Genomic DNA, 23011 nt, shown 5'->3' on the forward strand with positions numbered 1-23011 from the left:
GAGACCCCGATGAATCTGCCCGTACCCACCGAACGCGAGCAAAGCGTTAGCACCCGCCTCGGCGCGCTCCGAGTTCGCATTATCGGGAGCGGGACCACAGCCGTCTTCTGGCCGTCGATGTTCGTCGACAGCAGCACGTGGGACACGCTTCTGCCGCACCTCGACGGCGAGCGTCGATTCGTTCTGGTGGATGGACCGGGACTCGGGCTGAGTGACCCGCTCCTCAGGCGCAGCAACATCGACGAGGCTGCGGACGCGGCCGCTGATCTTCTCGCCGGACTCAACATCACCGACCCCGTCGATTGGGTGGGGAATGCCTTCGGAGGACATGTGGGCTACAAGCTCGCGGCGCGGCCGGGTCTCCTGCGGTCGCTGGTTGCGATCAGCTCGCCGGTCGAGCCAATCTCGGCGCAGATCCGCGCGCAGATCAACGTTCTGCTGCCGTTGCTCCGTGTGGCTGGCCCCGTTGGACCGGTTCGATCCGCGGTGATCAGCGCGATGCTCACAGACGCAGCTGCGAGGGATGAACGCATTCGTCGTGTTGTCGTCGAAAGCCTCGGTCGGCCGAGCCGTCGCAGCTTGACCAACGCTCTCCGTTCCTTCATTCTCGACCGACTCGACGTGACGAACGAACTCTCTGCCATCGGCGTGCCCTGCCTATACATCGCGTCCGATGACCGGGGCGACTGGAGCCCGGAGGAAGCGATCCGCGCCGCCTCACGAACGCCGGTCGCCGAAGCGGTTACCGTTCCTCAAGCCCGCACGCTCATTCCGCTGGAACAGCCAGCTCTCGTCGCCGCGCATGTGAACCAGTTTTGGACGAGATCCAACTACGCTGGCTCTTGATGTTCTACTGGTTCATGAAGACGATCGTGGCGGGGCCGCTTCTGCGCACGCTCTTCCGCCCGCGGCTCGATGGACTCGAGAACATTCCCAAAGACGGCCCGGTGATTCTCGCCAGCAACCACCTCTCGTTCATCGACTCGGTGATCCTGCCGCTGGTGATCAAGCGCCGCATCTACTTCCTCGCCGCGAGCACCTACTTCGAGGGCAAGGGCCTCGGCAAGTGGGCGGTCGCGCGATTCCTCAAGGCGACGGGCATGATCCCGATCGACCGCTCCGGCGGCAAGGCATCGGAGGCATCGCTGCGGGCCGGAATGAGCGTTCTCACCAAGGGGCACGTGCTGGGCATCTACCCCGAGGGCGGACGCAGCCGCGACGGCAAAGCGCACCGCGGTCGCACCGGAGTCGCGCGCATGGCGCTCGAGTCGGGCGCGCCCGTCGTTCCGGTCGCGATGATCGACACCGAGAAGGTGATGTCTGCGGGCGGGAGCCGCGTGAAGATCCAGCGCATCGGCATCTCGTTCGGCCCGGCGCTCGACTTCAGCGAGTTCGCCGACCGCAAGCAGGACCACGCGATCCTGCGCGTGATGACCGACCGCATCATGGACTCCATCGTCGCGATGAGCGGCCAGGAATACGTCGACGAGTACGGCAAGTCGACGCCGAAGAAGGAGCTCGGCTAGCCCACCGCGAGCGATCCATCGTCGTTGAACGGGAACGCACCCCACGCGACCTCCCAAAGGTAGCCGTCGGGGTCGGCGAAGTAGCCGGAATAGCCGCCCCAGTCCGTGTCATCCGCGGCTTTGACGATTACAGCGCCCGCCGAGGCCGCCGCAGCGAGAACCGCGTCGACCTCCTCGCGGGTGCGGACGTTGTGGGCGAGGGTGATGCCGGAGAACTTCGCACGAGGTCCGGCATATTCGGGGCCGATGTCGGCGGCGAGCTCGGCGTACGGGAAAAGTGCGAGTGTTGTGCCCTGGGTCTGGAAGAACACGATCCCGTCGGACGGAGTGCGTGTCGTGGGGAGGCCGAGGCCGTCCGCGTAGAAGCGGTGAGAGCGCGCGAGGTCGGTGACGCCGAGGGTGATGATCGAGATGCGGGGTTCCATGAGCCCGGTCTACCGCGCTTCGTTGATACGTGCCACCCGTGTCATCCGGAAGCCCCTCTCCAAAACGACACTCGTCGCGCATAATTGAAGAGGCGGGATCGACTGCTCCCTGCCTACCGCACACCGCGGCAGACCTCTCGATCCGCCAGGAAAGAAGGACTCCATGAAAGCACTGCGCTACGTCGAAGTAGGCCAGCCTCCCGTCGTCGTCGACATTCCCATCCCGAAGCCCGGCCCCGGCCAGGTGCTGCTGAAGGTCACCGCGGGCGGCGTCTGCCACAGCGACGACTACGTGATGAGCCTCCCCGAGGAGGACTACCTCGCGCAGGCGTACCCCCTGCCGCTCACCCTCGGCCACGAGGGTGCCGGCATCGTGCACGAGCTCGGCGAGGGCGTCGACTCGACGCTCAAGGTCGGTGACGCGGTCGCGGTCTACGGGCCGTGGGGCTGCGGGCGCTGCCACAACTGCTCGATGGGCATGGAGAACTACTGCACGAACGCAGCCGCCGAGGGCATCCGCCCTCCCGGACTCGGCAGCCAGGGCTCGATGGCCGAGTACATGATCGTCGACGACGCACGCCACCTCGTGCCGCTCGGCGACCTCGACCCCGTGCAGAACGTGTCGCTCACCGACGCAGGCCTCACGCCGTACCACGCGATCAAGCGGTCTCTTCCGAAGCTGGGTGCCGGCACCTTCGCCGTCGTCATCGGAACCGGCGGGCTTGGCCACGTCGGCATCCAGATCCTCAAGGCGGTCTCGGGCGCGACGGTCATCGCGCTCGACGTCAGCGACGAGAAGCTCAAGCTCGCCACCGAGGTCGGCGCCGACCACGTGCTCATCAGCGACGCGTCGGCGGCCGACAAGATCCGCGAACTCACCGGCGGACTCGGCGCCAACGCCGTCTTCGATTTCGTGGGCGCGAACCCGACGATGGCCCTCGCGCAGAGCGTGGCCGCCTTCGATTCGGATGTCACGATCGTCGGCATCGGCGGAGGTGCGATGACCCTCAGCTTCGGCAACATCGCCTACGACGCCGCCGTGCGCATGCCCTACTGGGGCTCCCGCAGCGAGCTGATCGAGGTGCTCGACCTGGCCCGGGCCGGAAAGCTGCACGTCGCGGTCGAGACGTACAGCCTCGACGACGGCCCCAAGGCCTACGAGGACCTCGCCGCGAACAGCATCCGCGGCCGCGCGGTCATCGTTCCGTAACGCCGACGTGCATGCAGTTTTGGTCGCCAAACGCGGTATTTCCGCGGAGATAGCGCAGTTGGCGACCAAAACTGGCCGCGCGCCAGCGTCTTCCGTTGCCGGGACGCGCTCGCTACCCTCGGGGCATGTGCCGGAACATTCATCCCCTCAACAACTTCGAGCCCGCCGCCACTGACGACGAGGTGCACGCCGCCGCACTGCAGTTCGTGCGCAAGATCAGCGGATCGACGAAGCCGTCGAAGGCCAACGAAGAGGTCTTCAACCGCGCCGTCGCCGAGATCGCCCACATCTCCCACCATCTGCTCGAGGACTGGGTGACGAACGCCCCGCCGAAGAACCGCGAGGTGGAGGCCGCCAAGGCTAAGGAGCGGTCGGCGAAGCGGTTCGCTGTCGCGTAGCTCTGCCCCGATGGGTAGCCGCGCAGGCACCCGCCCAGCCGCGCCTGCTTGACTGGCGACATGCCTAAAGCCGACGACGCCCTGCGCGACTACGACCTCGACGCTCTCGACCGTGAGTTGCGCACGACCGACGGCGGTGACGTCGACGACAGCATCCCGCAGTTGGCGGCAGCGGACCCGTCGTTGTTCGGCATCGCGACGGTGGGTGCCGACGGTGACATCCGGGCCGCCGGTGATTCGCGCGTCGCGTTCTCGTTGCAGTCGGCGGCGAAGCCGTTCGTCTACGCGCTCGCCCTGATGGACCGCGGCGAAGACTTCATCCTCGAGGCCGTCGGCACCGAACCGACCGGCCAGGCCTTCGACGCGATCGTGTTCGAGGCGGAGACCGGGCGTCCGCCGAACCCGATGGTCAACGCCGGCGCGTTGCTGACCGCGAGTCTCGTGAACGGCTCCAGCCCCGAAGACCGCACCGAACGCATCCTCTCGGGACTATCGAAGATCGCCGGACGCGACCTCGAGATAGATCAGGATGTCGCGGGCTCCGAGCGACTGCTCGGCGACCGCAACCGCGCGCTCGGGTACCTCATGCGTTCCGCCGGCCACCTCGACGTCGAGGTGGACGACGCGATCGCGGTCTACGCGCGCGCCTGCTCCGTGCTCGTCGACGCGGAAACCCTCGCGATCATGGGCGCCACCCTCGCATTCGGCGGGCGCAACCCGATCACCGGCGAGCAGGCGCTCAGCCGCGAGGTCGTCACAGAGACCTTGAGCGTGATGGCCACCTGCGGGATGTACGACGGGTCGGGCCGCTGGCTACGCCGGGCCGGGTTGCCGGCGAAGTCGGGCGTCTCGGGCGGACTGGTCGCCACCGCGCCCGGTCGCCTGGGCGTCGGTGTCTACAGTCCGCCCCTCGACGAGGAGGGCAACAGCGTGCGCGGTGTTCTCGCGTGCGAGCGGCTCTCCGACGACCTCGGGTTGCACCTGTTCGGCTGAGTAGGCCTACTGGCCGCGTCCGGTTTTGCTCTGCAGGCGGTCGATGTGTTCGGATGCCTCGGCCTTCGTGATGTCGGCGGGGATCTCTTCGCCGGCCTCCCGCGCGAGCGTGTCGAGGTAGCTGCGCTGCGATGCGGTCATCGGCTCGTCGCCGGTGACCCAGTCGGCCGGGTCCTTGACGGCGGAGTCGCCGGCTTCGGGGGAGTCGGCCTTGGCGCCGAGCATTTCTGGACGTTCTTCAATCGGTTCGTCGGTCATACGTTTACGCTAAGCCGACCAGAAATTCGCGGCGAGGCCTTGCGCGGTCTGCGCATGGGCGGCAGCGGTTCTGGTCGCTTGCTGCTGTACCGCTCGCCGGGATTGAGCAGTTAGCGACCAAAAGATGCCCGACCAGCGCCGCCGCGCGCTAGTAATCCACCGCGTCGCGGATAATCGGGCAGGTCATGCAGTGGCCGCCGCCCCGCCCGCGGCCGAGCTCGGCGCCCACGATCGGGATGACCTCGACGCCGGCCTGCTCGAGCAGCCGGTTCGTCTCGGTGTTGCGGTCGTAGGTGTAGACCACCCCGGGACGCAGGGCGACGGCGTTGTTGCCCGAGTCCCACTGCTGGCGCTCCGAGGCATAGACGTCGCCGGCGGTCGCCACGACGTGCAACTTCGGCAATCCGAGCGCGCGGGCGACGACGTCGACGAACGGGGTGGTCTTCTCGTCCGTGACATCCAGCCCCACCGCGTTGTCCGCGGGCCGCAGCGAGAACGTGTGCACCGCGTCCATGATCCGCGGGAACAACGTCACGATGTCCCGGTCGGCGAAGGTGAAGACCGTGTCGAGGTGCATCGCGGCCCGCAGCTTGGGCATGCCCGCGACGATCACCTGCGTGGCCGCCCCTGCCGTGAACAGCGCGGATGCAACCTGCGTGATCGCCTGCCGCGACGTGCGCTCGCTCATTCCCATGAGCACGACGCCGTTGCCGACCGGCATGATGTCGCCGCCCTCGAAGGTCGACAGACCCCAATCCTGTTCGGGATCGCCCCACCAGATCTGCGACCCGATGAAATCCGGATGATACGTATAGATCGCTTTCATCAGCAGGGTCTCGTCGTGCCGGGCCGCCCAGAAGAGCGGGTTGAGCGTGACGCCGCCGTAGAGCCAGCAGGTCGTGTCGCGGGTGTACAGCGTGTTGGGCAGCGGGGGCATCAGGTATTCGCGCACGCCCGTCGACTCGCGGGCGAGCTCGACGTAGTCGCCGCGGAAGTCGTTCGGCAGGTCGGTGGTTGCCAGCCCGCCGATGAGGAACTCGGCCAGCTGGGTCGGCGGCAGCGAATCGAGGAACGCGCGGGTGTCCTCGACGAGCCCCAGCCCCACCTGGTTCGGCACGATCTTGCGGTCGAGCAGCCAGGTGCGCGCCTCGGGGATGGCCACCGTCGCGGCAAGCAATTCGTGCAGCTCCACCACCTCGACGTCGTGCGAGCGCAGGTTAGCCACGAAGTCCCGGTGGTCGCGGATCGCATTGTCGACCCAGAGCACGTCGTCGAACAGCAGCGAGTCGGCGTTCGTGGGCGTCAGGCGGCGGTGCGCGAGGCCCGGCTCGCAGACGAGCACCTTGCGCAGCTGCCCCACTTCGGAGTGCACGCCGTAATCCGCTGAGGTCATGTTTTTCTCCTTCTAGATGGATACCGAGCCGGTGACCAGGCCGATCACGCCGGCGACCGCCCCGGCGATCACCACCGCGAACGTGACGGCCCCCGCTTTGGTGAAGAGCAGCGAGCCCTGCTCGCGGCGGGCGATGACGTAGAGCAGCGTCGCGGGCGCGAGCAGCACACAGGACAGCAGCAGCAGGTCGGTGCCGGCGGCGAAAATGAGGAAGAGCGTGTACGCCACCGCGATCCCGCCGATAACGAGCTCGCGGGTGCGCACACCGGCGGGTACCGACGCGTACCCGTCGCGGGTGACCGCGATCTTGAGCGCGTAGCCCGCCGCGAGCAGGAACGGGATGAGCGAGAGCGACGCCGTCAGGTCGAGCATGAAGTCGAGGGCCCCGCTGGCGAACAGCACCACGACGAGCAACAGCTGGATGCCGAGCGTCGACAAGAGGAGAGCGTTGCCCGGTACATCCTTCGGCGTGCTCTTGGCCAGGAACCGGGGCATATCGCCGTCCTTCGCGGCCGCGAACAGCACCTCCGCCGACATCAGACTCCACGCGAGGAAGGCGCCGAGCACCGAGACGATGAGGCCGGCGCTGATGAACCAGGCGCCCCATGAACCGACGGCGGCCTCGAGGATGCTGCCGACCGACGGCTGCCGGAGGTTCGCGATCTCCTCCATGGGCAGCACGCCGTAGGAGATGATCGAGACCGTCGCGAACAAGGCGAGTACCGAGAGGAAGCCGAGCACTGTCGCCCGGCCGACGTCCTCGCGCTTCTTCGCGAACCGCGAGTAGACACTCGCCCCCTCTATGCCAAGGAAGACGAAGACCGTCACCAGCATCGTGCCGCGCACCTGCTCGAACAGGCTGTCGCCGCCGGAGTCGTAGCCCCCGGTTAGATTGCCGAGGAACACGTCGGGATCGAACGCGACCACCGCGACGATCACGAACAACAGCAGCGGGATGAGCTTCGCGAACGTGACGATCGTGTTGATGGCGGCCGCCTCGCGCACGCCCCGCATGATGAGGAAATAGAAGCCCCAGACGAAGACGGATGACACGAGCACCGCCCAGATCGTGTCACCCTCGCCGAACGCCGGAACCAGTGGCGCGAGGGTGGAGGTGATCAGCACCCAGTAGAACGTGTTGCCCGCGCACGCGCTCGCCCAGAACCCGAACGCCGAGAGGAAGCCGGGGTACAGCCCGAACCCGGTCTTGGCATAGACGTACACCCCGTTGTCGAGGGTCGGCTTGCGCACCGCGAGCGACTGGAAGACGAAGGCGAGCATGAGCATGCCCGCGCCCGCGATCGCCCAGGCGATGACGGCGCCGAGCACGCCGGTCTGGCTGGCGAACCGCTGCGGCAGGGTGAACACGCCGGCACCCACCATGGAGCCGACGACCATGGCGGTGAGCGCTGGAACGCTGAGCTTGTGCGCATCGGCGAGGGTGTTCGCGCTCACGGTGATCCCTCCCCGTCACTCGAGTGGACGGGATCACTCTGGCGGGGATACGCCGGCGGCGCTTCACCTATTCCGTGTCATCCGCTACGGGGCGGGCGGTACCTCGACCGGTTGCAGGGTCGCGATCTTTGCGGCGCGGTTGTCTCCCGACGAACGGCCGGTGAGGCGGCGACCGATCCACGGCAGAACGTATTCGCGCCAGTACTCGCTCGTGCGCTGTTCGTGCTGCAGGGCGCTGGCGCCACCGCTCCAGCCGTCGGGTAGCTCGATACCGAGAGCGGCGAGCACGTTGCCCGCGACGCGCTCGTGCCCGAGCGGGCCGAGGTGCAGTTTGTCGCGCGACCAGTAGCGCAGCTCGGCCAGCTCGTCGTCGGCCCAGTTGTCGACGAAGGTGGTGTTCGCGAGCGGCAGGCGGGAACGGATGCCCCGGGCGAACTCGTCACCACGGGCCTTGATGAAACTGCCGAGCGGGATGTGACGCGTCGGGTTCGCTCCGCTGACGAGGAGCACGTGGCATCCGGAGCTCGTCGCCCTGTCGACGGCGTCGACGAGCTGGTCGGTGATGGCCGAGATCGAGACGCGCGGGCGCATGATGTCGTTGCCTCCGCCGTTGAGGCTGAGCAGGCGGGGTTTCAGCGCGATACCGGCGTCGAGCTGCGGGCCGACTATCGGGGCGAGCAGCCTGCCGCGGATCGCGAGGTTGGCGTAGGTCACCGGTTCGGGGCTGGCAAGAGCGAGGCCGAGCGCCACCAGGTCGGCCCAGCCGCGCACGCCGCCCTCGGGAGTCTCGTCGCCGACACCCTCGGTGAAGCTGTCGCCGACTGCTACATAGCTGCGGTATTCCATGACTCGAGTTGACCACATCCGTGCGACAACGGGGCCGCCACTCGGGCGGCCCCGTTGTGTGAGCACGACATCACAGGATGCGCGAGAGGTAGAACGCTTCGTACTGCGCGCGAACGCGCTCGGCTTCGAGCCGGGCCTGGTGCGCCTCGCGGGCGAGAACGGCCTGTTCGCGGTCGTCGACCTTGACGGGCCGGCGACCCCACTTGATGAGCGCGACGCCGAGGTGCAGCGCGGCACGGTCGAGCACTCCGACGCGGCGCACGGGACGCGTTACGGCGGGACGGGTGGACGATACGGGTTGGGGCGGATGATCGTGGCGACCGGGCAGGGTCGTCGATTTCGTATTCACGGTGGTGTTCCTTATATATACGGGCGCGCCGAAGAGCGTTCGGGGTCGCCGAATAGCGGTGTGGGCTGCCGCGGTGCGCGGCGGAAACGGGACGCGCGAGGGCGCGCCGCGTGCGGGGTGGTCAGACCTATGAACAGCGCGCGCGTGAATCGCGGATGCTGCCTGGTCGAGCTTCGAGAGCGTCACCACCGACTGGACCGGTGGAGTGCCTCTATCGAGAAGCGGGCCGGTTAGGCGGTGAAGACGCCGACGAAGCCGGCGGTCTTGCGGAATGCATGTGCATCGTTCATTGCAGAAATCACGCTGGGCTCCTTTCGTCGTGTTGGCGTAGGCATCACCGTAGCGGGCTGTGCGTTTGCCGCGCAACCCTGAGTTTTCGACGGGGTACGTGTATGGTGTGTTTATTGGGCATCGAGAAATCTGCCCCCGCCGCCGATCTGACACCACGGCCGCACCTCAGATTTCAATCAGAACCGCTGTGCTGGCTCTTGCCGGACAGCGTGACACCCTCGCCGATACGTCGGCTTAATCCTCGCGGTTAGCGAGCGCACCCGTGCGTTCGTATTGCCGCGTGAGCGGATCATCCGCCAACATCAAGACGCTGCGAATCAGCGCACCAAACGAAAGCAATACAGCATGACGAACACCAACACCCTCACCCGCAAGAACGTCGACTTCATCGTCGGCGGTTATTCGATCCTCGCCGACGACCCGATGTTCTACTCGCGTTCGCGCGAGCTCTCGGCCGTGCGCGACAACGCCGCCATCCATGGCATCAACGACATCAGCGAGGCCGACTTCGACTTCGCCATCTCGCAGCGCTTCGGCAACGGCGCCACCTACGAATTCCCGACCGCGTAGCGCTAAGGAAACAACCGGATGGCCCGCTTCGGCGGGCCATCCGTCGTTAACGGGCGCCCGCGTCTAGCTGTCGCGGGCGCGACGAGCCAGAATGGGCGCATGACACCGCTGGAGATCGAGAATCTCGCGCACCTGCGTCGCGCGCGTGATCTCATCGACCGCGACTTCGCGAAGCCGCTCGACGTGCCGACCATGGCCCAGAAGGCGCTGATGTCGCCGGCCCACTTCTCGCGCAAGTTTCATGCCGCCTACGGCGAGACGCCGTACAACTACCTGATGACCCGCCGGGTCGAGCGGGCGATGGCGTTGCTGCGCGCCGGCGCGAGCGTGACCGACGCGTGCATGGCGGTGGGATCCACCTCGCTCGGCTCGTTCAGCTCGCGGTTCACCGAGCTGGTGGGGGAGACCCCGAGCGCGTACCGCGCCCGGACGCACAGCGCCGTCGAGGCAATGCCGGCGTGCATCGCGAAGACTCTCACGAGGCCGAGCAGGATTCGAGAAGCGGCGGCCGTCGGCGCTTTCTAACCTGTCGTTATGATTATTTCACTGCAGTACGCGAATGTGACCGTCAACGACGTCGACGAGGCCGTGGCCTTCTACCGCGACGGTCTCGGCCTCGAGGTGCTCAACGACGTGGCCAACGGTGGGTTCCGCTGGGTCACGCTGGGGGTGCCCGCCCAGCCGGGGCTCTCGATCGTTCTTTCGGAGCCGCACGCCGGTCGTTCGCAGGCCGACGGCGATGCGATGCAGGCGCTGCTCGCCAAGGGAATGCTGCCGATGCTCGTCTTCAGCACGGACGATCTCGACCAGGCGTTCGAGCGGGCACGTCAGACCGGCGCCGAGGTGCTGCAGGAACCGATCGAGCAGCCGTGGGGTCCGCGCGACTCGGCTTTCCGCGACCCCTCGGGCAACATGGTGCGCATCTCGCAGGCGAGCTGATCACCACGTGAGTTCGCTCCCCCGTTCGGGGGAGTCCTACGTTTTCCTCCTGTTTACCGGGCGTTTCCCCGTCTGCTCGAAGGTGTACTGCGGCCCGTTCTGGCCAGCCACACCCGAGTCTCAAAGAGGACACCCGCATGCGCACCACCTGGCGTCGGCCGTTACTGGCCGTTGTTTCCTGTATTGCCCTGGCCGTTCCGATCGTCGCGAGCAGCGTGCCCGCCGCCGCGGCCGACGTGCCCTCGGTGAAGATCAATGAGGTCGAGTCCAACGGTGGAACCCCCGTCGACTGGATCGAGATCGTCAACACCGGAACGACCGATGTGGATGTCTCGGGCTGGATCCTCAAAGACAGCGACGCCACCCACGCGCTACCGATCGCCGCGGGCACGATCCTCGCCGCGGGTGCGTATCTGGCCGTCGACGTCGACGTGAAGGGAGTAGCCGCCAGCTTCGGGCTCGCCGGCGCGGACTCCGCGATGCTCTACCTGCCCGACAACGCGACGCTCGTCGACTCGTACAGCTGGACCGCCCACGCCGAGGTGACCTACGGCCGGTTCCCGAACGGCGCCGGCGACTTCGTCGCTCTGAGCTCGTCGACCAAGGGTGCGGCGAACACGCCCGTCGTGCCGAAGGTCAAGATCAACGAGGTCGAATCCGATGGTGACGCGAACGACTGGATCGAGTTGGTGAACACGGGCAGCACCGCCGTGGATGTTTCGGGCTGGGTGCTCAAGGACGACACCGACTCGCGTACCTTGGCCATCGCGCCCGGCACCTCTCTCGCGCCCGGCGCTTATCTGGCAATTGACGTCAACGTCGAGTCGAACCCGCTGAACTTCGGTCTCGGCAAGGCCGACACCGCGCGCGTTTTCCTGGCCGACGGCACGACGCTCGTGGACACCTACAGCTGGACGGCACACGCGACCGTGACCTACGGCCGTTTCCCGAACGGCACGGGCGCCTTCGCCCAGACCACCGTCTCGAGCAAGGGTGCGGCGAACACGGCTCCCGTGGTGGTGACGCCGCCCACCGAGCCGACAACGCCGGCCGCGACATCCGTTCGCATCAACGAGGTCGAGTCGAACGGCGACCTCACCGACTGGGTCGAACTCACAAACACCGGCACCGTCGCCGAAGATGTCTCCGGTTGGATCATCAAGGACGACAGCGACGCTCGCACGCTCGCCGTGCCGGCCGGATCGGTCATCGCGCCCGGCTCCTACCTCGCGGTCGACGTGAACGTCACCACCAACCCGGCCAACTTCGGTCTCGGTGCCGCCGACACCGCGCGGGTCTTCCGCGCGGACGGCACGACGCTCGTCGACAGCCTCGCCTGGACGGAGCACGCCGCCACCACCCTCGGCCGCTACCCCAACGGAACGGGCCCATTCTCGGTGACGACCGCCGCCACCAAGGGCGCGGCCAACCCCGTCGCCGTCGCGGCGAAGCCCACCGTGCGCATCAACGAGGTCGAGTCGAACGGCGACACCAACGACTGGATCGAACTCGTGAACAACGGATCGGTGGCAGTGGATGTCTCGGGCTGGGTGCTCAAGGACGACAACGACACCCGCACCCTCGCCATCCCCGCCGGCACGTCGCTGGCGGCGGGCGCCTACCTCGCGGTCGACGTCAACGTCAGCACGACGCCGGGCAACTTCGGTCTCGGCGCCCCCGATGCGGCGCGCGTCTTCACGTCGGACGGAACGCTCGTCGACTCCTACGCTTACACCGACCATGCGGGCACGACGTACGGTCGCTGCGCCGACACGGTCGGCGAGTTTACCGCCACGAAGGCCGCCACCAAGGGCACCGTCAACTCGTGCGCCGGCGACATCGTCACCACGCCCTGGCCCGGCGCCTCGACCGTCACGACCGTCGACCCGGAGAAGACCTACGCCGAGAACATGAGCGGCCTCGCCTACGAGGCGCAGCCGACTGAGAACGTGCTCTGGGCCGTGCAGAACAACCCCGGCAAGCTCTACCGTCTCGGCGCCGTCGGCACCCAGTGGGTCTCCGGCAGCGCTAACGGCTGGGGCGCAGGCAAGGCGCTGCACTACGTCGACGGCAGCGGCAACGTGGACGCCGAGGGCGTCACCCTCACCGACGCCGGATCGGCCGGCGGGGTGTTCGTCTCGACCGAGCGCGATAACTCGGTGGGCGTGAGCCGCCCGTCCGTGCTGCGGTTCGATGTGTCATCCGCGGCCACAAGCCTCAACGCGACCATGGAGTGGAACCTCGACGCCGACCTGCCTGACGTCGGCTCGAACCTCGGACTCGAGGCGATCGCCTGGGTGCCCGACTCGTTCCTTGTCGCCGAGGGAATGCGCGACGAGCGCACGGGCGCCGCGTACGACCCGTCGGTCTACGCGAACCACGGAACCGGCCTGTTCTTCGTGGGCCTCGAGGGCGGCGGCGTCTACGCCTTCGCGCTCGACCAGGTGTCCGGCGAGTACAAGCGCGTCGCCACGATCAGCACCGGTCTCGCCGGCGTGATGGAGCTCGCGTTCGACGCCGAGACCGGCTCGCTCTGGGCCGTCTGCGACGACACCTGCAACGGCCGTTCGGCGCTGCTCGAGATCGGCGGCGACGGGCTCTTCGCCTCAGTCGCCGTGGTCGAGCGCCCGGCGGGAATGCCTGACCTCAACAACGAGGGCTTTACGATCGCCCCGCAGACGCAGTGCGTGAACGGCGCGAAAACCGTGTTCTGGTCGGATGACGCGAGCACTGATGGTCACGCGCTGCGGCAGGGCGCGCTCGCGTGTGCCGCGGTAGTCGTGCCCGACCCGACTCCGACGCCGGAACCGACTCCGACGCCGGACCCGACTCCCACGCCCGACCCCACTCCGACGCCGGAACCCGCTCCGACGCCGGAACCTATTCCTACGCCCGCCCCGACTCCGACGCCGGCACCCGTGCCGACGCCGATCGCGCCGATCACCCCGCTGCCCACACCCGGACAGCCCGCGGCCGTGAACGTGGGCTCCAGCACCCCGGTATCCGACGCGGCGTTCACCGAGGCGGCGCGCGGAACGGTCAGCGCGCCGAGCAACGCCCGCCCCGGCGAGACACTGACCATCGTGGTCGGCGTCGCGCACGCCGGCGAGACGGTGAACATCTGGATGCACTCCACGCCCGTGCTGCTCGCCACCGCGGTCGTCGCGGCCGACGGTACTGTGCGCGTCGTCATCCCGTCGAATGCCCCCGCGGGCGCCCACCGGATCGCGGTGCTCGCCGTCGACGGAACGCTCATCGGCTGGGACAACGTGACCGTGGCTGCGCTGCGCCAGGGCGTGCTCGCGTCGACCGGCGCAAACACCGAGGCGCCCATCACGGCCGGCCTCGTGCTGCTGCTCGTCGGCAGCGTGCTGATGATGCTGCGACGCAAGAGGCGCGGCACCCGCTAGACGCCGTCGTCGTTCGTAGATGAGCCGGTTCCGGCCAGATGACCCCGCCGCGGCGGGCTCATTCCGCCGGAACCGGCTCATTTGGGTAGCGGGCACGAAGAACGCCCCCGGCTCTGGTGAGCCGGGGGCGTTCGTGCGTGCTGGAGCTACTCGGCCCAGGCGCCGTACTTGATGCCGGGCACGTCGCCCTTCACCCACCACTTGGCGGTGTAGGTCTTGCCGTTGTAGATCGCCTTGTCGCCGACGAGGTAGATCGTGGTCGCCGACCAGGCCGCGACCGGTGCCGGTCCGCCGGCGCAGGTGCTGACGAACTGCCACGGGTCGCTCGCTCCGGGCTTGTCACCCTTCGTGTACCACTTGGCCTTGTAGATGTTGCCGTTGTACGACGCCGTGAGCCCGGTCGTGTACACCGTCGTCGCCGACCAGGCCGCCGGCGCGCACTCGCCCGGTGCCGTGACCGGCGGGGTAGTCGGTGTCGGTGTCGGTGTCGGTGTCGGTGTCGGCGTCGGGCTGGGCGTTGCCGTGGGCGTGGGCGTGGGCGTAGGCGTAGGCGTAGGAGTCGCGGTGGGCGTCGGCGTGGGCGTGGGCGTGGGAGTCGGTGTCGGTGACGGCGTCACCACCGGCCCTGGCGTCCCGCCGTTGAGCCCGGTCGCGAGGGCCGTGAGCAGGCTGCCATCGCGGTTGCCCGACAGGTCCCACCACATCGCGCCGCCGAGGCCGCTCGCCACGATGTACTTCGCCTTCGCCGCGATCGACTGCGCGTTGTCGTAGCTCCACCACTGGTTGCCGTCGTGACGGTATGCCGAACCCGAGACGGCGTCGAAGTATCCCGTTCCCAGGTTCTTGATGTCGTCGTAGTTCGACATGCCCCAGCCGTTGGTGCCGGGTGCGGCGCCATTCGCCGCGCTCCACGGCGCGCTCGAGGCGACACCCTGCCAGCCGCGGCCGTACATCGCCAGGCCCATGCCCAACTGGGCCGGATCGATGCCCGCCTTCGTGTATTCCTTCACCGAGGCATCCACGCTGAACCGGTCCGCGGGATTGCGCGTGTCGGTCGGGTCTGCGAACAGGTTTCCCTGATGGCCGACCTTCGTGCCGTCCCAGGCGCCGTAGAGGTCGTATCCCTGGATGTTGCCGTAGTCGAGGTAGTCGAAGATCTCGGGGTTGTTCCACCCTCCGGCCTTGATGTCGAGCGGGTTCGCGGGCAGGAACGCGCTCAGTGTGTAGTTTTTGCCGGTCGTCGCGCCGTACGCGTCGAGCTGCTCGCGGAACTCCTTGAGCAGCAGGCGGAAGTTGTCGGCGTCGTTGACGGTGTCGACGCCGTTGCCGGCGAGGCCGCTGTTGCGTCCGGGCCACTCCCAGTCGATGTCGATGCCCTCGAAGATGCCGGCGGCAGCTCCCGCGCCGCCGCGGCCGTCGATCACGGGCAGGTTGCCCTTGATGTACAGGTCGATGCAGGAGGAGACGAGCTTCTTGCGCGAGGCGTCGGTCTTGGCGGCGGCGGAGAAGTTCTTCGACCAGGTCCAGCCGCCGAGCGAGATGAGCGGCTTGAGGTTCGGGTTCAGCGTCTTGAGCTTCTTCAGCTGATTGAACGAGCCGGCGAGCGGTGCGTTCCAGACATCCGCGACTCCGTCGACCGAGGTCGCCGCGGTGTAGCTCTGGCCGTAGTCGGCGAATGCGTCGCCGGCGCCGTCGGAACCGTTGACGCCGCTGCCCTGCGCCTTGTTGGCCTCGAAGCAGGTGAGCGTCTGGTTGTGGATGTTGCCGAAGGCGTAGTTGAGCGCGGTGAGTTTCGCGGCCGCGCCGGAGGCCTGCAGATCCTTGATCTTGTAGTTGAGGCCGTACACGCCCCACTGGGCGAAGTAGCCCACGTTGCGGAAGCCGTTCGTGTCGCTCGTCGCACTCGCCGTGCTCGCCGTTTCCGGTGCGGCGAGCGCCACTGTGCCGGTGAGAGTCGAGGCGATGAGTGCTCCGCAGGTGAGAGCGGCGGCGCCCATTGCGCGCCACGGTGCTCTGGTTCTAGGTGCCATTTACGTGTTTCTCCATCCATGGATTCCACAGGCATCGGGTGGGCGGACGCCACTGCCTAGGGTCAGGCTACGACACGTAGCGAGCGATACTTTCACCAATCGGCCCCGGGTGCCCCGCTTTGGGGGCATCGTGTGTCCGATCGTCTACGGTCGAGTAATGCGACTTCTTCCCGGGCTCGCCGTCGCGGCCGGAGGGCTGGGTGTCGCCTACCTCGTGCACGCGCTCGTCCCGGCACTGCCGGTGTTGACCGTATGCGTGCTGGTCGGTCTGGTGATCGGCCAGCTGCCCGCCCTGCAAGCGCCGCTCGACGGCGCCCTCAAGCCGGGCTTCGCCCTGGCGTCGCGTCGACTGCTGCGCATCGGCATCGTGCTGCTCGGCCTCAAGCTGAGTCTCGTCGACATCGTCGACCTCGGCGTCCCCATGCTCGTCGCGGTGCTCGCCGTCGTCGTGCTCACCTTCTTCGGCACGCTGCTGATGGGCCGCCTGGCCAAGCTGCCGGGCGAGCAGCCCCTGCTGCTTGCGGCGGGCTTCGCCATCTGCGGCGTCTCGGCGATCGGCGCCATGGCGGCGGTGACGCGCAGCAGGCAGAGCGAGATCGCCGTGCCGGCCGCGCTCGTCACCCTCTGCGGCAGCCTCGCGATCGCCGTGCTGCCTATGCTGCACGGCCCGCTCGGCCTGACCGACCTGCAGTTCGGCGCCTGGGCGGGCGCCAGCGTGCACGACGTCGGCCAGGTGGTCGCCGTCGCACAGACCGCCGGCTCCTCGGCCCTCGCGCTGGCGATCGCGGTGAAGCTCACCCGCGTGCTGCTGCTCGCGCCCCTCGTCGCCGGAGTCGGCGTGTACCGCAGATTGCGGGCGGTCGAAGAGGCGGATGCGGCATCCGCACCCCGTCCACCGATCGTGCCGCTGTTCGTTCTGGGATTCCTGGCCGCGATGCTCGTGCGCACGTTTCTGCCCGTGCCCGAGCAGGTGCTGCTCGCCGCCGATCTCGCGCAGACCGTGCTGTTCGGACTCGCGCTCGTGGCGCTCGGGTCGTCGATCCGGGTGGTGTCGCTCGTGCGTACGAGCGGACGCGCGTTGCTCGTGGGGCTCGCATCCTGGGTGCTCGTCGCCGCGCTGGCCTGGGGCGCGGTGAGCCTGACGACCGCGTGAGGCGGCCGTGCCTGACCGCGTTTGCCTGCCGTTCACTTCGACTCGCTAAGCTCCGTGGAACGTTTTCAAGCACTGCCCGAGGAGCCCCGTGACCACCACGAACGCCCAGGGCACCCTCGAAGGGGCGTCGCGCACGCCCGACGAACGAACGCTGGTCGACGTGTTCCGCGCGACTGTCGCGCGTTATCCCGATGCGGTGGCGCTCGAAGACGCGCAGGGCGGAATCAGCTACCGCCGGCTCGAACGGCTGGTCTACGCGCAGGCCCTCGAGCTGACCCGGGACGGCGTTCGCCGGGGCGACAAGGTGGGCATCCGCATTTCTTCGGGCACCCGCGAACTGTACGTGTCGATCCTCGCGGTGCTCGCGGCGGGGGCCGCGTACGTGCCGGTCGACGCGGACGACCCGGAGGAACGCGCGCAACTCGTGTTCGGCGAGGCGAAGGTCGTCGGCGTCATCGGCGACGGGGGAGTGTTCACACCGTCGGTCGCTGACCCGGTCGAAGCGCCCGTCGACGAGCTGGTCGCGACCCCCACTCCGGACGACGACGTCTGGGTGATCTTCACCTCGGGCTCGACCGGCGTGCCCAAGGGTGTCGCCGTGACGCACCGCTCGGCTGCCGCGTTCGTCGACGCCGAGGCGCGACTGTTCCTGCAGAAGGAACCGATCGCGCCCGGCGACCGGGTGCTGGCCGGTCTGTCGGTCGCCTTCGACGCGTCGTGCGAAGAGATGTGGCTGGCGTGGCGGCATGGCGGATGCCTCGTGCCCGCGCCGCGCTCGCTGGTGCGCTCCGGCGTCGACCTGGGCCCGTGGCTCATCAAGCACGGCATCACCGTCGTGTCGACCGTTCCGACCCTCGCCGCCCTCTGGCCGGAGGAGTCGCTCGAGCAGGTGCGGCTGCTCATCTTCGGCGGCGAGGCCTGCCCGCCCGAACTCGTGGCCCGGCTGGCCGCGCCCGGCCGCGAGGTCTGGAACACCTACGGCCCGACCGAGGCGACCGTCGTGGCGTGCGGTGCCCTCCTCGGCGGCCCCGGCCCCGTGCGCATCGGCCTCCCACTCGACGGCTGGGATCTCGCCGTCGTCGACGCGGCCGGCCAGCGCGTGGCCGAGGGCGAGACCGGCGAGCTCATCATCGGCGGCGTCGGCCTCGCCCGCTACCTCGATCCCGCGAAGGACGCCGAGAAGTACGCCCCGTTCCCGTCGCTCGGTTGGGAGCGCGCCTACCGCAGCGGCGACCTCGTGCGTTTCGAGAACGCCGGCCTGGTCTTCGTCGGCCGCGCCGACGACCAGGTGAAGCTCGGCGGACGCCGGATCGAACTGGGCGAGATCGACGCCGCCCTGCAGGGACTCGATGGTGTGGCCGGAGCGGCCGCGGTCGTGCAGACGACACCCGCGGGCAACCACGTCCTCGTCGGCTACCTCGCGCTCGTCGAGGGCTTCGAGTTCGACCGCAACGCCGCGAACGAACGCCTGCGCGACGAGCTGCCCGCCGCCCTCGTGCCGCTGCTCGCCGTCGTCGACACGATGCCGACGCGCACCTCGGGCAAGGTCGACCGGTCGGCACTGCCGTGGCCGTTGCCATCGAGCCCGGATGCCGCGGCCGACCTTTCGCCGACGACTCAGTGGCTCGCCGACATCTGGTCGGGCATCCTCGGCGTGGGCGTGACCAGCGCCGACGACGACTTCTTCGCGCTCGGTGGCGGCTCGCTCTCGGCCGCCCAGCTGGTGTCCGCGATCCGGGTCCGCTACCCCCGCACCCTCGTCGCCGACATCTACGACTACCCGCGCATCAGTTCGCTCGCCGACGAGCTCGACGGCCGCACCCCGGCCGAGGAGACCGTCGCGCGCGAGGTGCTTCCGACCCCGGTGAGCAGCCAGCTCGCGCTCACTCTGCTCGGCATCCCGCTGCACGTTCTCGGCGCGGCGAAGTGGCTCGTCTACCTCGGTGCGGCGAGCAACCTGCTGCCCTTCCTGCCGAGCGTGTCGTGGTGGTGGGTCGCCGCGGGTTTCGTGCTGTTCATCACCCCGCCCGGCAAGATGCTCATCTCGGTGATCGCCGCCCGCCTGCTGCTCGCCGGCGTGAAGGCGGGCGACTACCCGCGTGGCGGTTCGGTGCACATCCGCCTCTGGCTCGCCGAGCAGGTGGCGTCGATGGTGGGTGCCGCATCCCTGGCCGGCGCCCCCTGGATCAGCTACTACGCCCGCGCCCTCGGAGCCAAGATCGGATCCGGCGTCGACCTGCACGCGCTGCCGCCGGTGACCGGCATGCTCACGATCAGCGAACGCGCGGCCATCGAGCCCGAGGTCGACCTGGCCGGCTACTGGATCGACGGCGACGTGCTGCGGCTCGGCCCCGTGCACGTCGGTGCCGATGCGCGGGTCGGCTCTCGCAGCACGCTGCTCGGCGGCGCGAGTGTCGGACGGGGCGCGCTGGTCGAGCCGGGTTCCGCCGTCTCCGGGCGTGTGCCTGCCGGCGAACGCTGGGCCGGATCGCCCGCCGCCCGCGTGGGGGCCGCCCGCCCGACCTGGCCGATCACGCGGCCGCCGCGCAATCGGCAGTGGCTGGTCTGGTTCGCGCTCGGTTCCGTCGCGATGTCGGCCATGCCCGCCCTCTCGGTGATCCTCGGCGCGTTCGTGGTGGGCTCGCTGCTCGATCCGAGCGACCTCGGCACCGCCCTCCTGACCGCCATCCCCGCGGTCCCGCTCGCCGTCGTGGTGGCGGGACTCTCGTACGCCCTGCTCGTGATCGCGGCGGTGCGCCTGCTCGGCATCGGCCTGAGTGAGGGACACTTCCCGGTGCGCAGCCGCATCGGCTGGCAGGTCTGGGCGACCGAGCGCATCCTCGACAGCGCCCGCACCCTGCTGTTCCCCCTCTACGCGAGCCTCATCACGCCGACCTGGTTGCGGATGCTCGGGGCCAGGGTGGGCAAGAATGTCGAGATCTCGACGGTGCTGTTGGTCCCGGCGCTGACGACGATCGCCCAGGGCGCGTTCCTCGCCGACGACACCATGGTCGCCACGTACGAGCTCGGCGGCGGATGGGTGCGCATCGGGCGGGCCAAGGTGGGGCGCCGCGCCTTCCTCGGCAACAGCGGCATCACCGGGCCGGGACGCACGGTGCCGCGCAACGGACTCGTCGCCGTGCTGTCGGCGACGCCGAACAAGGCCAAGCGCGGATCGTCGTGGCTGGGCAACCCGCCGGTGCGACTGCGGCGCACGGTCACCGACTTCGAGGAGGGGCGCACGTTCCGGCCCGCCACCCGCCTGCGGTTCGCGCGGGCCGGCTGGGAAGTGTTGCGCATCGTTCCCGTGATCGTTTCGGCCTGGATCGCGCTCGGCGTGCTGGCGGCGCTCGCCGGCCTGTGGCTCGCGCTCGGCCTGGGCTGGGCGATCGTACTCTCCGGCCTCGTGCTGCTCGCGGCCGGAGCCGTCGCCGCCGGCGTGACGACCGCCGCGAAGTGGCTGCTGGTGGGACGCATCGACGGGTCTGAGCACCCCCTCTGGTCGTCGTTCATCTGGCGCAACGAGGTCGCCGACACGTTCGTCGAGATGGTGGCCCGTCCCTGGTTCGCAACCAACGCCGGGGGCACTCCCGCGCTCGCGGTCTGGTTGCGCACGCTGGGCGCATCCGTCGGTCGCGGCGTCTGGTGCGAAAGCTACTGGCTTCCGGAAGCCGACCTCGTGACCCTCGGCGACGGGGCCACGATCAACCGCGGTTGTGTCGTTCAGACCCACCTGTTCCACGACCGGGTGATGCAGCTCGACAGCGTCACGCTGGCGGCCGGTGCGACCCTCGGGCCGAACAGCGTGATCCTGCCCGCCGCGGCGATCGACGCGTCGGCGACCGTCGGGCCAGGCTCCCTCGTGATGCGCGGCGAACGGGTACCCTCTAGCACGATTTGGGCGGGCAATCCGATCGCGCCGTGGCGAGAAACCCCGTGGAATACTTGACACCCATGTCCCTCGCCGCGCAGTCGAACAACGGTGCCGCCACGGCGGGTGATCCGTATCTTCCGACGAGCGGCAACGGCGGGTACGTCGTCACCCACTACGACCTCGATCTGAACTACAAGGTCGGGACGAACCAGCTGCGCGGGGTGGCCACCATCAGCGCTGTCGCCACCGCCCCGCTCGACCGGTTCAGCCTCGACTTCGCGGGGCTCAGCGTCGAGAAGGTGCTCGTCGACGGGGAACGCCCGCGCAAGGTGAGCCAGGCGGCACGCAAACTCATCGTCGCCCCCGGCACCCCGCTCGTCGCCGGTGAGGAGTTCGAGGTCGTCGTGCGGTACGGCGGATCACCGCATCCGGTGAAGAGCCCGTGGGGCGAACTCGGCTGGGAAGAACTCGCCGACGGCGTCATCGTCGCGAGTCAGCCCTCCGGAGCCGCATCCTGGTTCCCCTGCAACGACCACCCCAGCAACAAAGCGACCTTCCGCATCTCGACCTCGTGCGAAGCGCCGTACACGGTCGTCGCCAACGGGCGCCTGCTCGAGAAGAGCACGCGCTCGGGGCGAACAACCTGGGTCTACGACATGCCGCAGCCGATGGCCACCTACCTCGCGACGCTGCAGATCGGGCGCTACACCCGGCGGCCGACCACCTCGGCGAGCCTGTACTACCCGGGTGAGCTCGCGGGCGAGGTGGCGGTCGACTTCGGCCGCATCGACGACATGATCGCCCTGTTCGTCGACAGGTTCGGGCCCTACCCGTTCGACAACTACAGCGTCGTCGTCACCCGCGACGTGCTCGAGATCCCGCTCGAGGCGCAGGGCATCGGCATCTTCGGCCGCAACCACGTCGACGGCGCGCACGGCAGCGACCGGCTCATCGCCCACGAGCTCGCCCACCAGTGGTTCGGCAACAGCCTCACCCTCGCCCGCTGGCGCGACATCTGGCTGCACGAGGGGTTCGCCTGCTACGCCGAGTGGCTGTGGGCCGAGTTCATCGGTGCCCGCACGGCGCAGCAGAGCGCCATCATCTACCGCGGACGCGTCAAGGCCGTGCCGAAAGACTCGCTCATCGTCGGCGATCCCGGCGCGCACTCTTTGTTCGACGACCGCGTCTACAAGCGGGGCGCGCTCGCGCTGCACGCCATCCGCACGACGGTCGGCGACGAGGCCTTCTTCGCCGCCCTGCGCGCGTGGGTCGCGGAGTTCTCGTACGGCTCGGTCTCGAGCGAACGCTTCGTGACCTTCTTCGAAGACCACACGGGCAACGACGAGATCGGCTTGATAGTCGAACGCTGGATCTACTCGGCGTCCCTGCCCGAAGTCATCCGCTAAGCACGGCCACGGTCACGACGTAACCCGCCCGCGGTGCGAACGTCTCGATCTCGGCGGACGCCTCGGCGACGTCGACCCGCCGTGGGTCTATGCGCAGCCCGGTGCCCGCGGCCTTGAGCAGCGCCTCCTTCGCCGTCCACAGCGTGGCGCGCAGCAGGTCGGGTTCGTCGGCGTGCGCGATGCGGTCGCGCTCGGCGTCGCCGAACGCGACGTCGTCGAATCCGGATGCGGCCACTCCGTCGACGGTCTCGATGTCGACCCCGACGGGACCTCTGGTCGTCGCGGCGACGGCAACCAACGCGCCGGCGCGGGCGAGGCTCACGAACGCGCCCTCGACCCGCGGCTGCCCGTGGTCGGTGCCGCCGCAGTGCGCGCAGTGATGGTCGACGGTCACCGGGTGACCCAGCAACCGGGAGGCGAGCGCGGCGAGCAGGGCGTGGTCGTCGTCGCCGCGGGGGTGCACCTCGACCGTCACGTCATGCATG

The 23011-nt window shown here is 68.7% G+C and carries 20 protein-coding genes; 12 read left to right on the plus strand and 8 right to left on the minus strand.

Annotated features, from left to right (window positions below; all coding sequences use genetic code 11):
* Positions 1–9: 9 nt before the first annotated feature.
* Positions 10–846 carry an alpha/beta fold hydrolase gene (locus IEV96_RS15315; protein WP_188511605.1) on the plus strand — a complete coding sequence of 279 codons (837 nt, stop codon included), beginning with the start codon at positions 10–12 and terminating at the stop codon, positions 844–846.
* Positions 846–1526, plus strand: coding sequence for a lysophospholipid acyltransferase family protein (locus IEV96_RS15320; RefSeq protein WP_188511606.1), 681 nt, complete (start codon positions 846–848; stop codon positions 1524–1526). Before IEV96_RS15315 ends, IEV96_RS15320 begins: the two co-directional genes overlap by 1 nt.
* Here the strand turns inward: IEV96_RS15320 and IEV96_RS15325 are convergent.
* Entirely contained in the window at positions 1523–1951 is a 429-nt protein-coding gene (locus IEV96_RS15325; protein WP_188511607.1) for a VOC family protein, read from the minus strand. The genes IEV96_RS15320 and IEV96_RS15325 overlap by 4 nt on opposite strands.
* 163 nt (positions 1952–2114) lie before the next feature.
* On the opposite strand from IEV96_RS15325, the gene IEV96_RS15330 reads away from it, so the two are divergent.
* From IEV96_RS15330 to glsA, 3 genes are all read left to right on the plus strand, one after another.
* Positions 2115–3161, plus strand: a complete 1047-nt coding sequence (locus IEV96_RS15330; RefSeq protein ID WP_188511608.1) for an NAD(P)-dependent alcohol dehydrogenase — start codon at positions 2115–2117, stop codon at positions 3159–3161.
* 125 nt (positions 3162–3286) lie between these two features.
* On the plus strand, positions 3287–3559 hold the full coding sequence (locus IEV96_RS15335) for a DUF2277 domain-containing protein (RefSeq protein ID WP_188511609.1): 273 nt from the start codon (positions 3287–3289) through the stop codon (positions 3557–3559).
* A gap of 60 nt (positions 3560–3619) precedes the next feature.
* Positions 3620–4552 carry a glutaminase A gene (gene glsA / locus IEV96_RS15340; RefSeq protein ID WP_188511610.1) on the plus strand — a complete coding sequence of 311 codons (933 nt, stop codon included), beginning with the start codon at positions 3620–3622 and terminating at the stop codon, positions 4550–4552.
* Positions 4553–4558: 6 nt separating this feature from the next.
* Here glsA and IEV96_RS15345 read toward each other — a convergent pair whose 3' ends face one another.
* The 5 genes from IEV96_RS15345 to IEV96_RS15365 all read right to left on the minus strand — a co-directional run bounded on the left by IEV96_RS15345 (position 4559) and on the right by IEV96_RS15365 (position 8853).
* Complete coding sequence (locus IEV96_RS15345) at positions 4559–4777, minus strand: DUF3072 domain-containing protein (RefSeq protein ID WP_229733488.1); 219 nt, start codon at positions 4775–4777, stop codon at positions 4559–4561.
* A 181-nt stretch (positions 4778–4958) separates the two neighbouring features.
* Entirely contained in the window at positions 4959–6203 is a 1245-nt protein-coding gene (locus tag IEV96_RS15350; RefSeq protein WP_188511612.1) for an arginine deiminase, read from the minus strand.
* Between the two features lie 12 nt (positions 6204–6215).
* A complete protein-coding gene (locus IEV96_RS15355) occupies positions 6216–7658 on the minus strand; it encodes a basic amino acid/polyamine antiporter (protein ID WP_268235603.1) in 1443 nt (480 codons plus the stop codon).
* 84 nt (positions 7659–7742) lie between these two features.
* Complete coding sequence (locus IEV96_RS15360; protein ID WP_229733448.1) at positions 7743–8504, minus strand: SGNH/GDSL hydrolase family protein; 762 nt, start codon at positions 8502–8504, stop codon at positions 7743–7745.
* A gap of 70 nt (positions 8505–8574) precedes the next feature.
* Positions 8575–8853: a hypothetical protein gene (locus tag IEV96_RS15365; protein WP_188511614.1), complete on the minus strand. Its 279-nt coding sequence runs from the start codon at positions 8851–8853 to the stop codon at positions 8575–8577.
* Positions 8854–9489: 636 nt separating this feature from the next.
* Between IEV96_RS15365 and IEV96_RS15370 the strand changes: the two genes are divergently transcribed.
* From IEV96_RS15370 to IEV96_RS16735, 4 genes are all read left to right on the plus strand, one after another.
* A complete protein-coding gene (locus tag IEV96_RS15370) occupies positions 9490–9714 on the plus strand; it encodes a hypothetical protein (protein WP_188511615.1) in 225 nt (74 codons plus the stop codon).
* A gap of 99 nt (positions 9715–9813) precedes the next feature.
* Positions 9814–10239 carry a helix-turn-helix transcriptional regulator gene (locus IEV96_RS15375; protein ID WP_188511616.1) on the plus strand — a complete coding sequence of 142 codons (426 nt, stop codon included), beginning with the start codon at positions 9814–9816 and terminating at the stop codon, positions 10237–10239.
* A gap of 9 nt (positions 10240–10248) precedes the next feature.
* The gene (locus tag IEV96_RS15380; protein WP_188511617.1) at positions 10249–10653 is read left to right on the plus strand and encodes a VOC family protein; all 405 of its coding nucleotides are present in this window, start codon (positions 10249–10251) and stop codon (positions 10651–10653) included.
* 137 nt (positions 10654–10790) lie between these two features.
* Entirely contained in the window at positions 10791–14063 is a 3273-nt protein-coding gene (locus IEV96_RS16735; RefSeq protein WP_229733449.1) for a lamin tail domain-containing protein, read from the plus strand.
* 146 nt (positions 14064–14209) lie between these two features.
* Here the strand turns inward: IEV96_RS16735 and IEV96_RS15400 are convergent, their stop codons facing one another.
* The gene (locus tag IEV96_RS15400; protein WP_229733450.1) at positions 14210–16093 is read right to left on the minus strand and encodes a glycosyl hydrolase family 18 protein; all 1884 of its coding nucleotides are present in this window, start codon (positions 16091–16093) and stop codon (positions 14210–14212) included.
* Between the two features lie 157 nt (positions 16094–16250).
* On the opposite strand from IEV96_RS15400, the gene IEV96_RS15405 reads away from it, so the two are divergent.
* The 3 genes from IEV96_RS15405 to IEV96_RS15415 all read left to right on the plus strand — a co-directional run bounded on the left by IEV96_RS15405 (position 16251) and on the right by IEV96_RS15415 (position 22526).
* Positions 16251–17246, plus strand: a complete 996-nt coding sequence (locus IEV96_RS15405; protein ID WP_188511618.1) for a YeiH family protein — start codon at positions 16251–16253, stop codon at positions 17244–17246.
* 88 nt (positions 17247–17334) lie between these two features.
* The gene (locus IEV96_RS15410) at positions 17335–21195 is read left to right on the plus strand and encodes a Pls/PosA family non-ribosomal peptide synthetase (RefSeq protein WP_188511619.1); all 3861 of its coding nucleotides are present in this window, start codon (positions 17335–17337) and stop codon (positions 21193–21195) included.
* A gap of 5 nt (positions 21196–21200) precedes the next feature.
* Positions 21201–22526 (plus strand): M1 family metallopeptidase, encoded by a 1326-nt coding sequence (locus IEV96_RS15415; RefSeq protein ID WP_188511620.1) that lies wholly within the window; start codon positions 21201–21203, stop codon positions 22524–22526.
* On the opposite strand, the gene IEV96_RS15420 is transcribed toward IEV96_RS15415, so the two are convergent.
* Positions 22516–23010 carry a 4'-phosphopantetheinyl transferase family protein gene (locus IEV96_RS15420; protein WP_188511621.1) on the minus strand — a complete coding sequence of 165 codons (495 nt, stop codon included), beginning with the start codon at positions 23008–23010 and terminating at the stop codon, positions 22516–22518. The genes IEV96_RS15415 and IEV96_RS15420 overlap by 11 nt on opposite strands.
* Position 23011: the final 1 nt, after the last annotated feature.

Origin of the sequence: Conyzicola nivalis (assembly GCF_014639655.1) — a bacterium.
GTDB lineage: Bacteria > Actinomycetota > Actinomycetes > Actinomycetales > Microbacteriaceae > Conyzicola > Conyzicola nivalis.

Bases quoted from the DNA above. Each gene is read 5' to 3' on its own strand.
- IEV96_RS15405 (WP_188511618.1), top strand. From the start codon at position 16,251: ATGCGACTTCTTCCCGGGCTCGCCGTCGCGGCCGGAGGGCTGGGTGTC.
- IEV96_RS15325 (WP_188511607.1), bottom strand. From the start codon at position 1,951: ATGGAACCCCGCATCTCGATCATCACCCTCGGCGTCACCGACCTCGCG.
- glsA (WP_188511610.1), top strand. From the start codon at position 3,620: ATGCCTAAAGCCGACGACGCCCTGCGCGACTACGACCTCGACGCTCTC.
- IEV96_RS15380 (WP_188511617.1), top strand. From the start codon at position 10,249: ATGATTATTTCACTGCAGTACGCGAATGTGACCGTCAACGACGTCGAC.
- IEV96_RS16735 (WP_229733449.1), top strand. From the start codon at position 10,791: ATGCGCACCACCTGGCGTCGGCCGTTACTGGCCGTTGTTTCCTGTATT.
- IEV96_RS15335 (WP_188511609.1), top strand. From the start codon at position 3,287: ATGTGCCGGAACATTCATCCCCTCAACAACTTCGAGCCCGCCGCCACT.
- IEV96_RS15400 (WP_229733450.1), bottom strand. From the start codon at position 16,093: ATGGCACCTAGAACCAGAGCACCGTGGCGCGCAATGGGCGCCGCCGCT.
- IEV96_RS15375 (WP_188511616.1), top strand. From the start codon at position 9,814: ATGACACCGCTGGAGATCGAGAATCTCGCGCACCTGCGTCGCGCGCGT.
- IEV96_RS15370 (WP_188511615.1), top strand. From the start codon at position 9,490: ATGACGAACACCAACACCCTCACCCGCAAGAACGTCGACTTCATCGTC.
- IEV96_RS15415 (WP_188511620.1), top strand. From the start codon at position 21,201: ATGTCCCTCGCCGCGCAGTCGAACAACGGTGCCGCCACGGCGGGTGAT.
- IEV96_RS15330 (WP_188511608.1), top strand. From the start codon at position 2,115: ATGAAAGCACTGCGCTACGTCGAAGTAGGCCAGCCTCCCGTCGTCGTC.
- IEV96_RS15315 (WP_188511605.1), top strand. From the start codon at position 10: ATGAATCTGCCCGTACCCACCGAACGCGAGCAAAGCGTTAGCACCCGC.
- IEV96_RS15320 (WP_188511606.1), top strand. From the start codon at position 846: ATGTTCTACTGGTTCATGAAGACGATCGTGGCGGGGCCGCTTCTGCGC.
- IEV96_RS15350 (WP_188511612.1), bottom strand. From the start codon at position 6,203: ATGACCTCAGCGGATTACGGCGTGCACTCCGAAGTGGGGCAGCTGCGC.
- IEV96_RS15420 (WP_188511621.1), bottom strand. From the start codon at position 23,010: ATGCATGACGTGACGGTCGAGGTGCACCCCCGCGGCGACGACGACCAC.
- IEV96_RS15345 (WP_229733488.1), bottom strand. From the start codon at position 4,777: ATGCTCGGCGCCAAGGCCGACTCCCCCGAAGCCGGCGACTCCGCCGTC.
- IEV96_RS15360 (WP_229733448.1), bottom strand. From the start codon at position 8,504: ATGGAATACCGCAGCTATGTAGCAGTCGGCGACAGCTTCACCGAGGGT.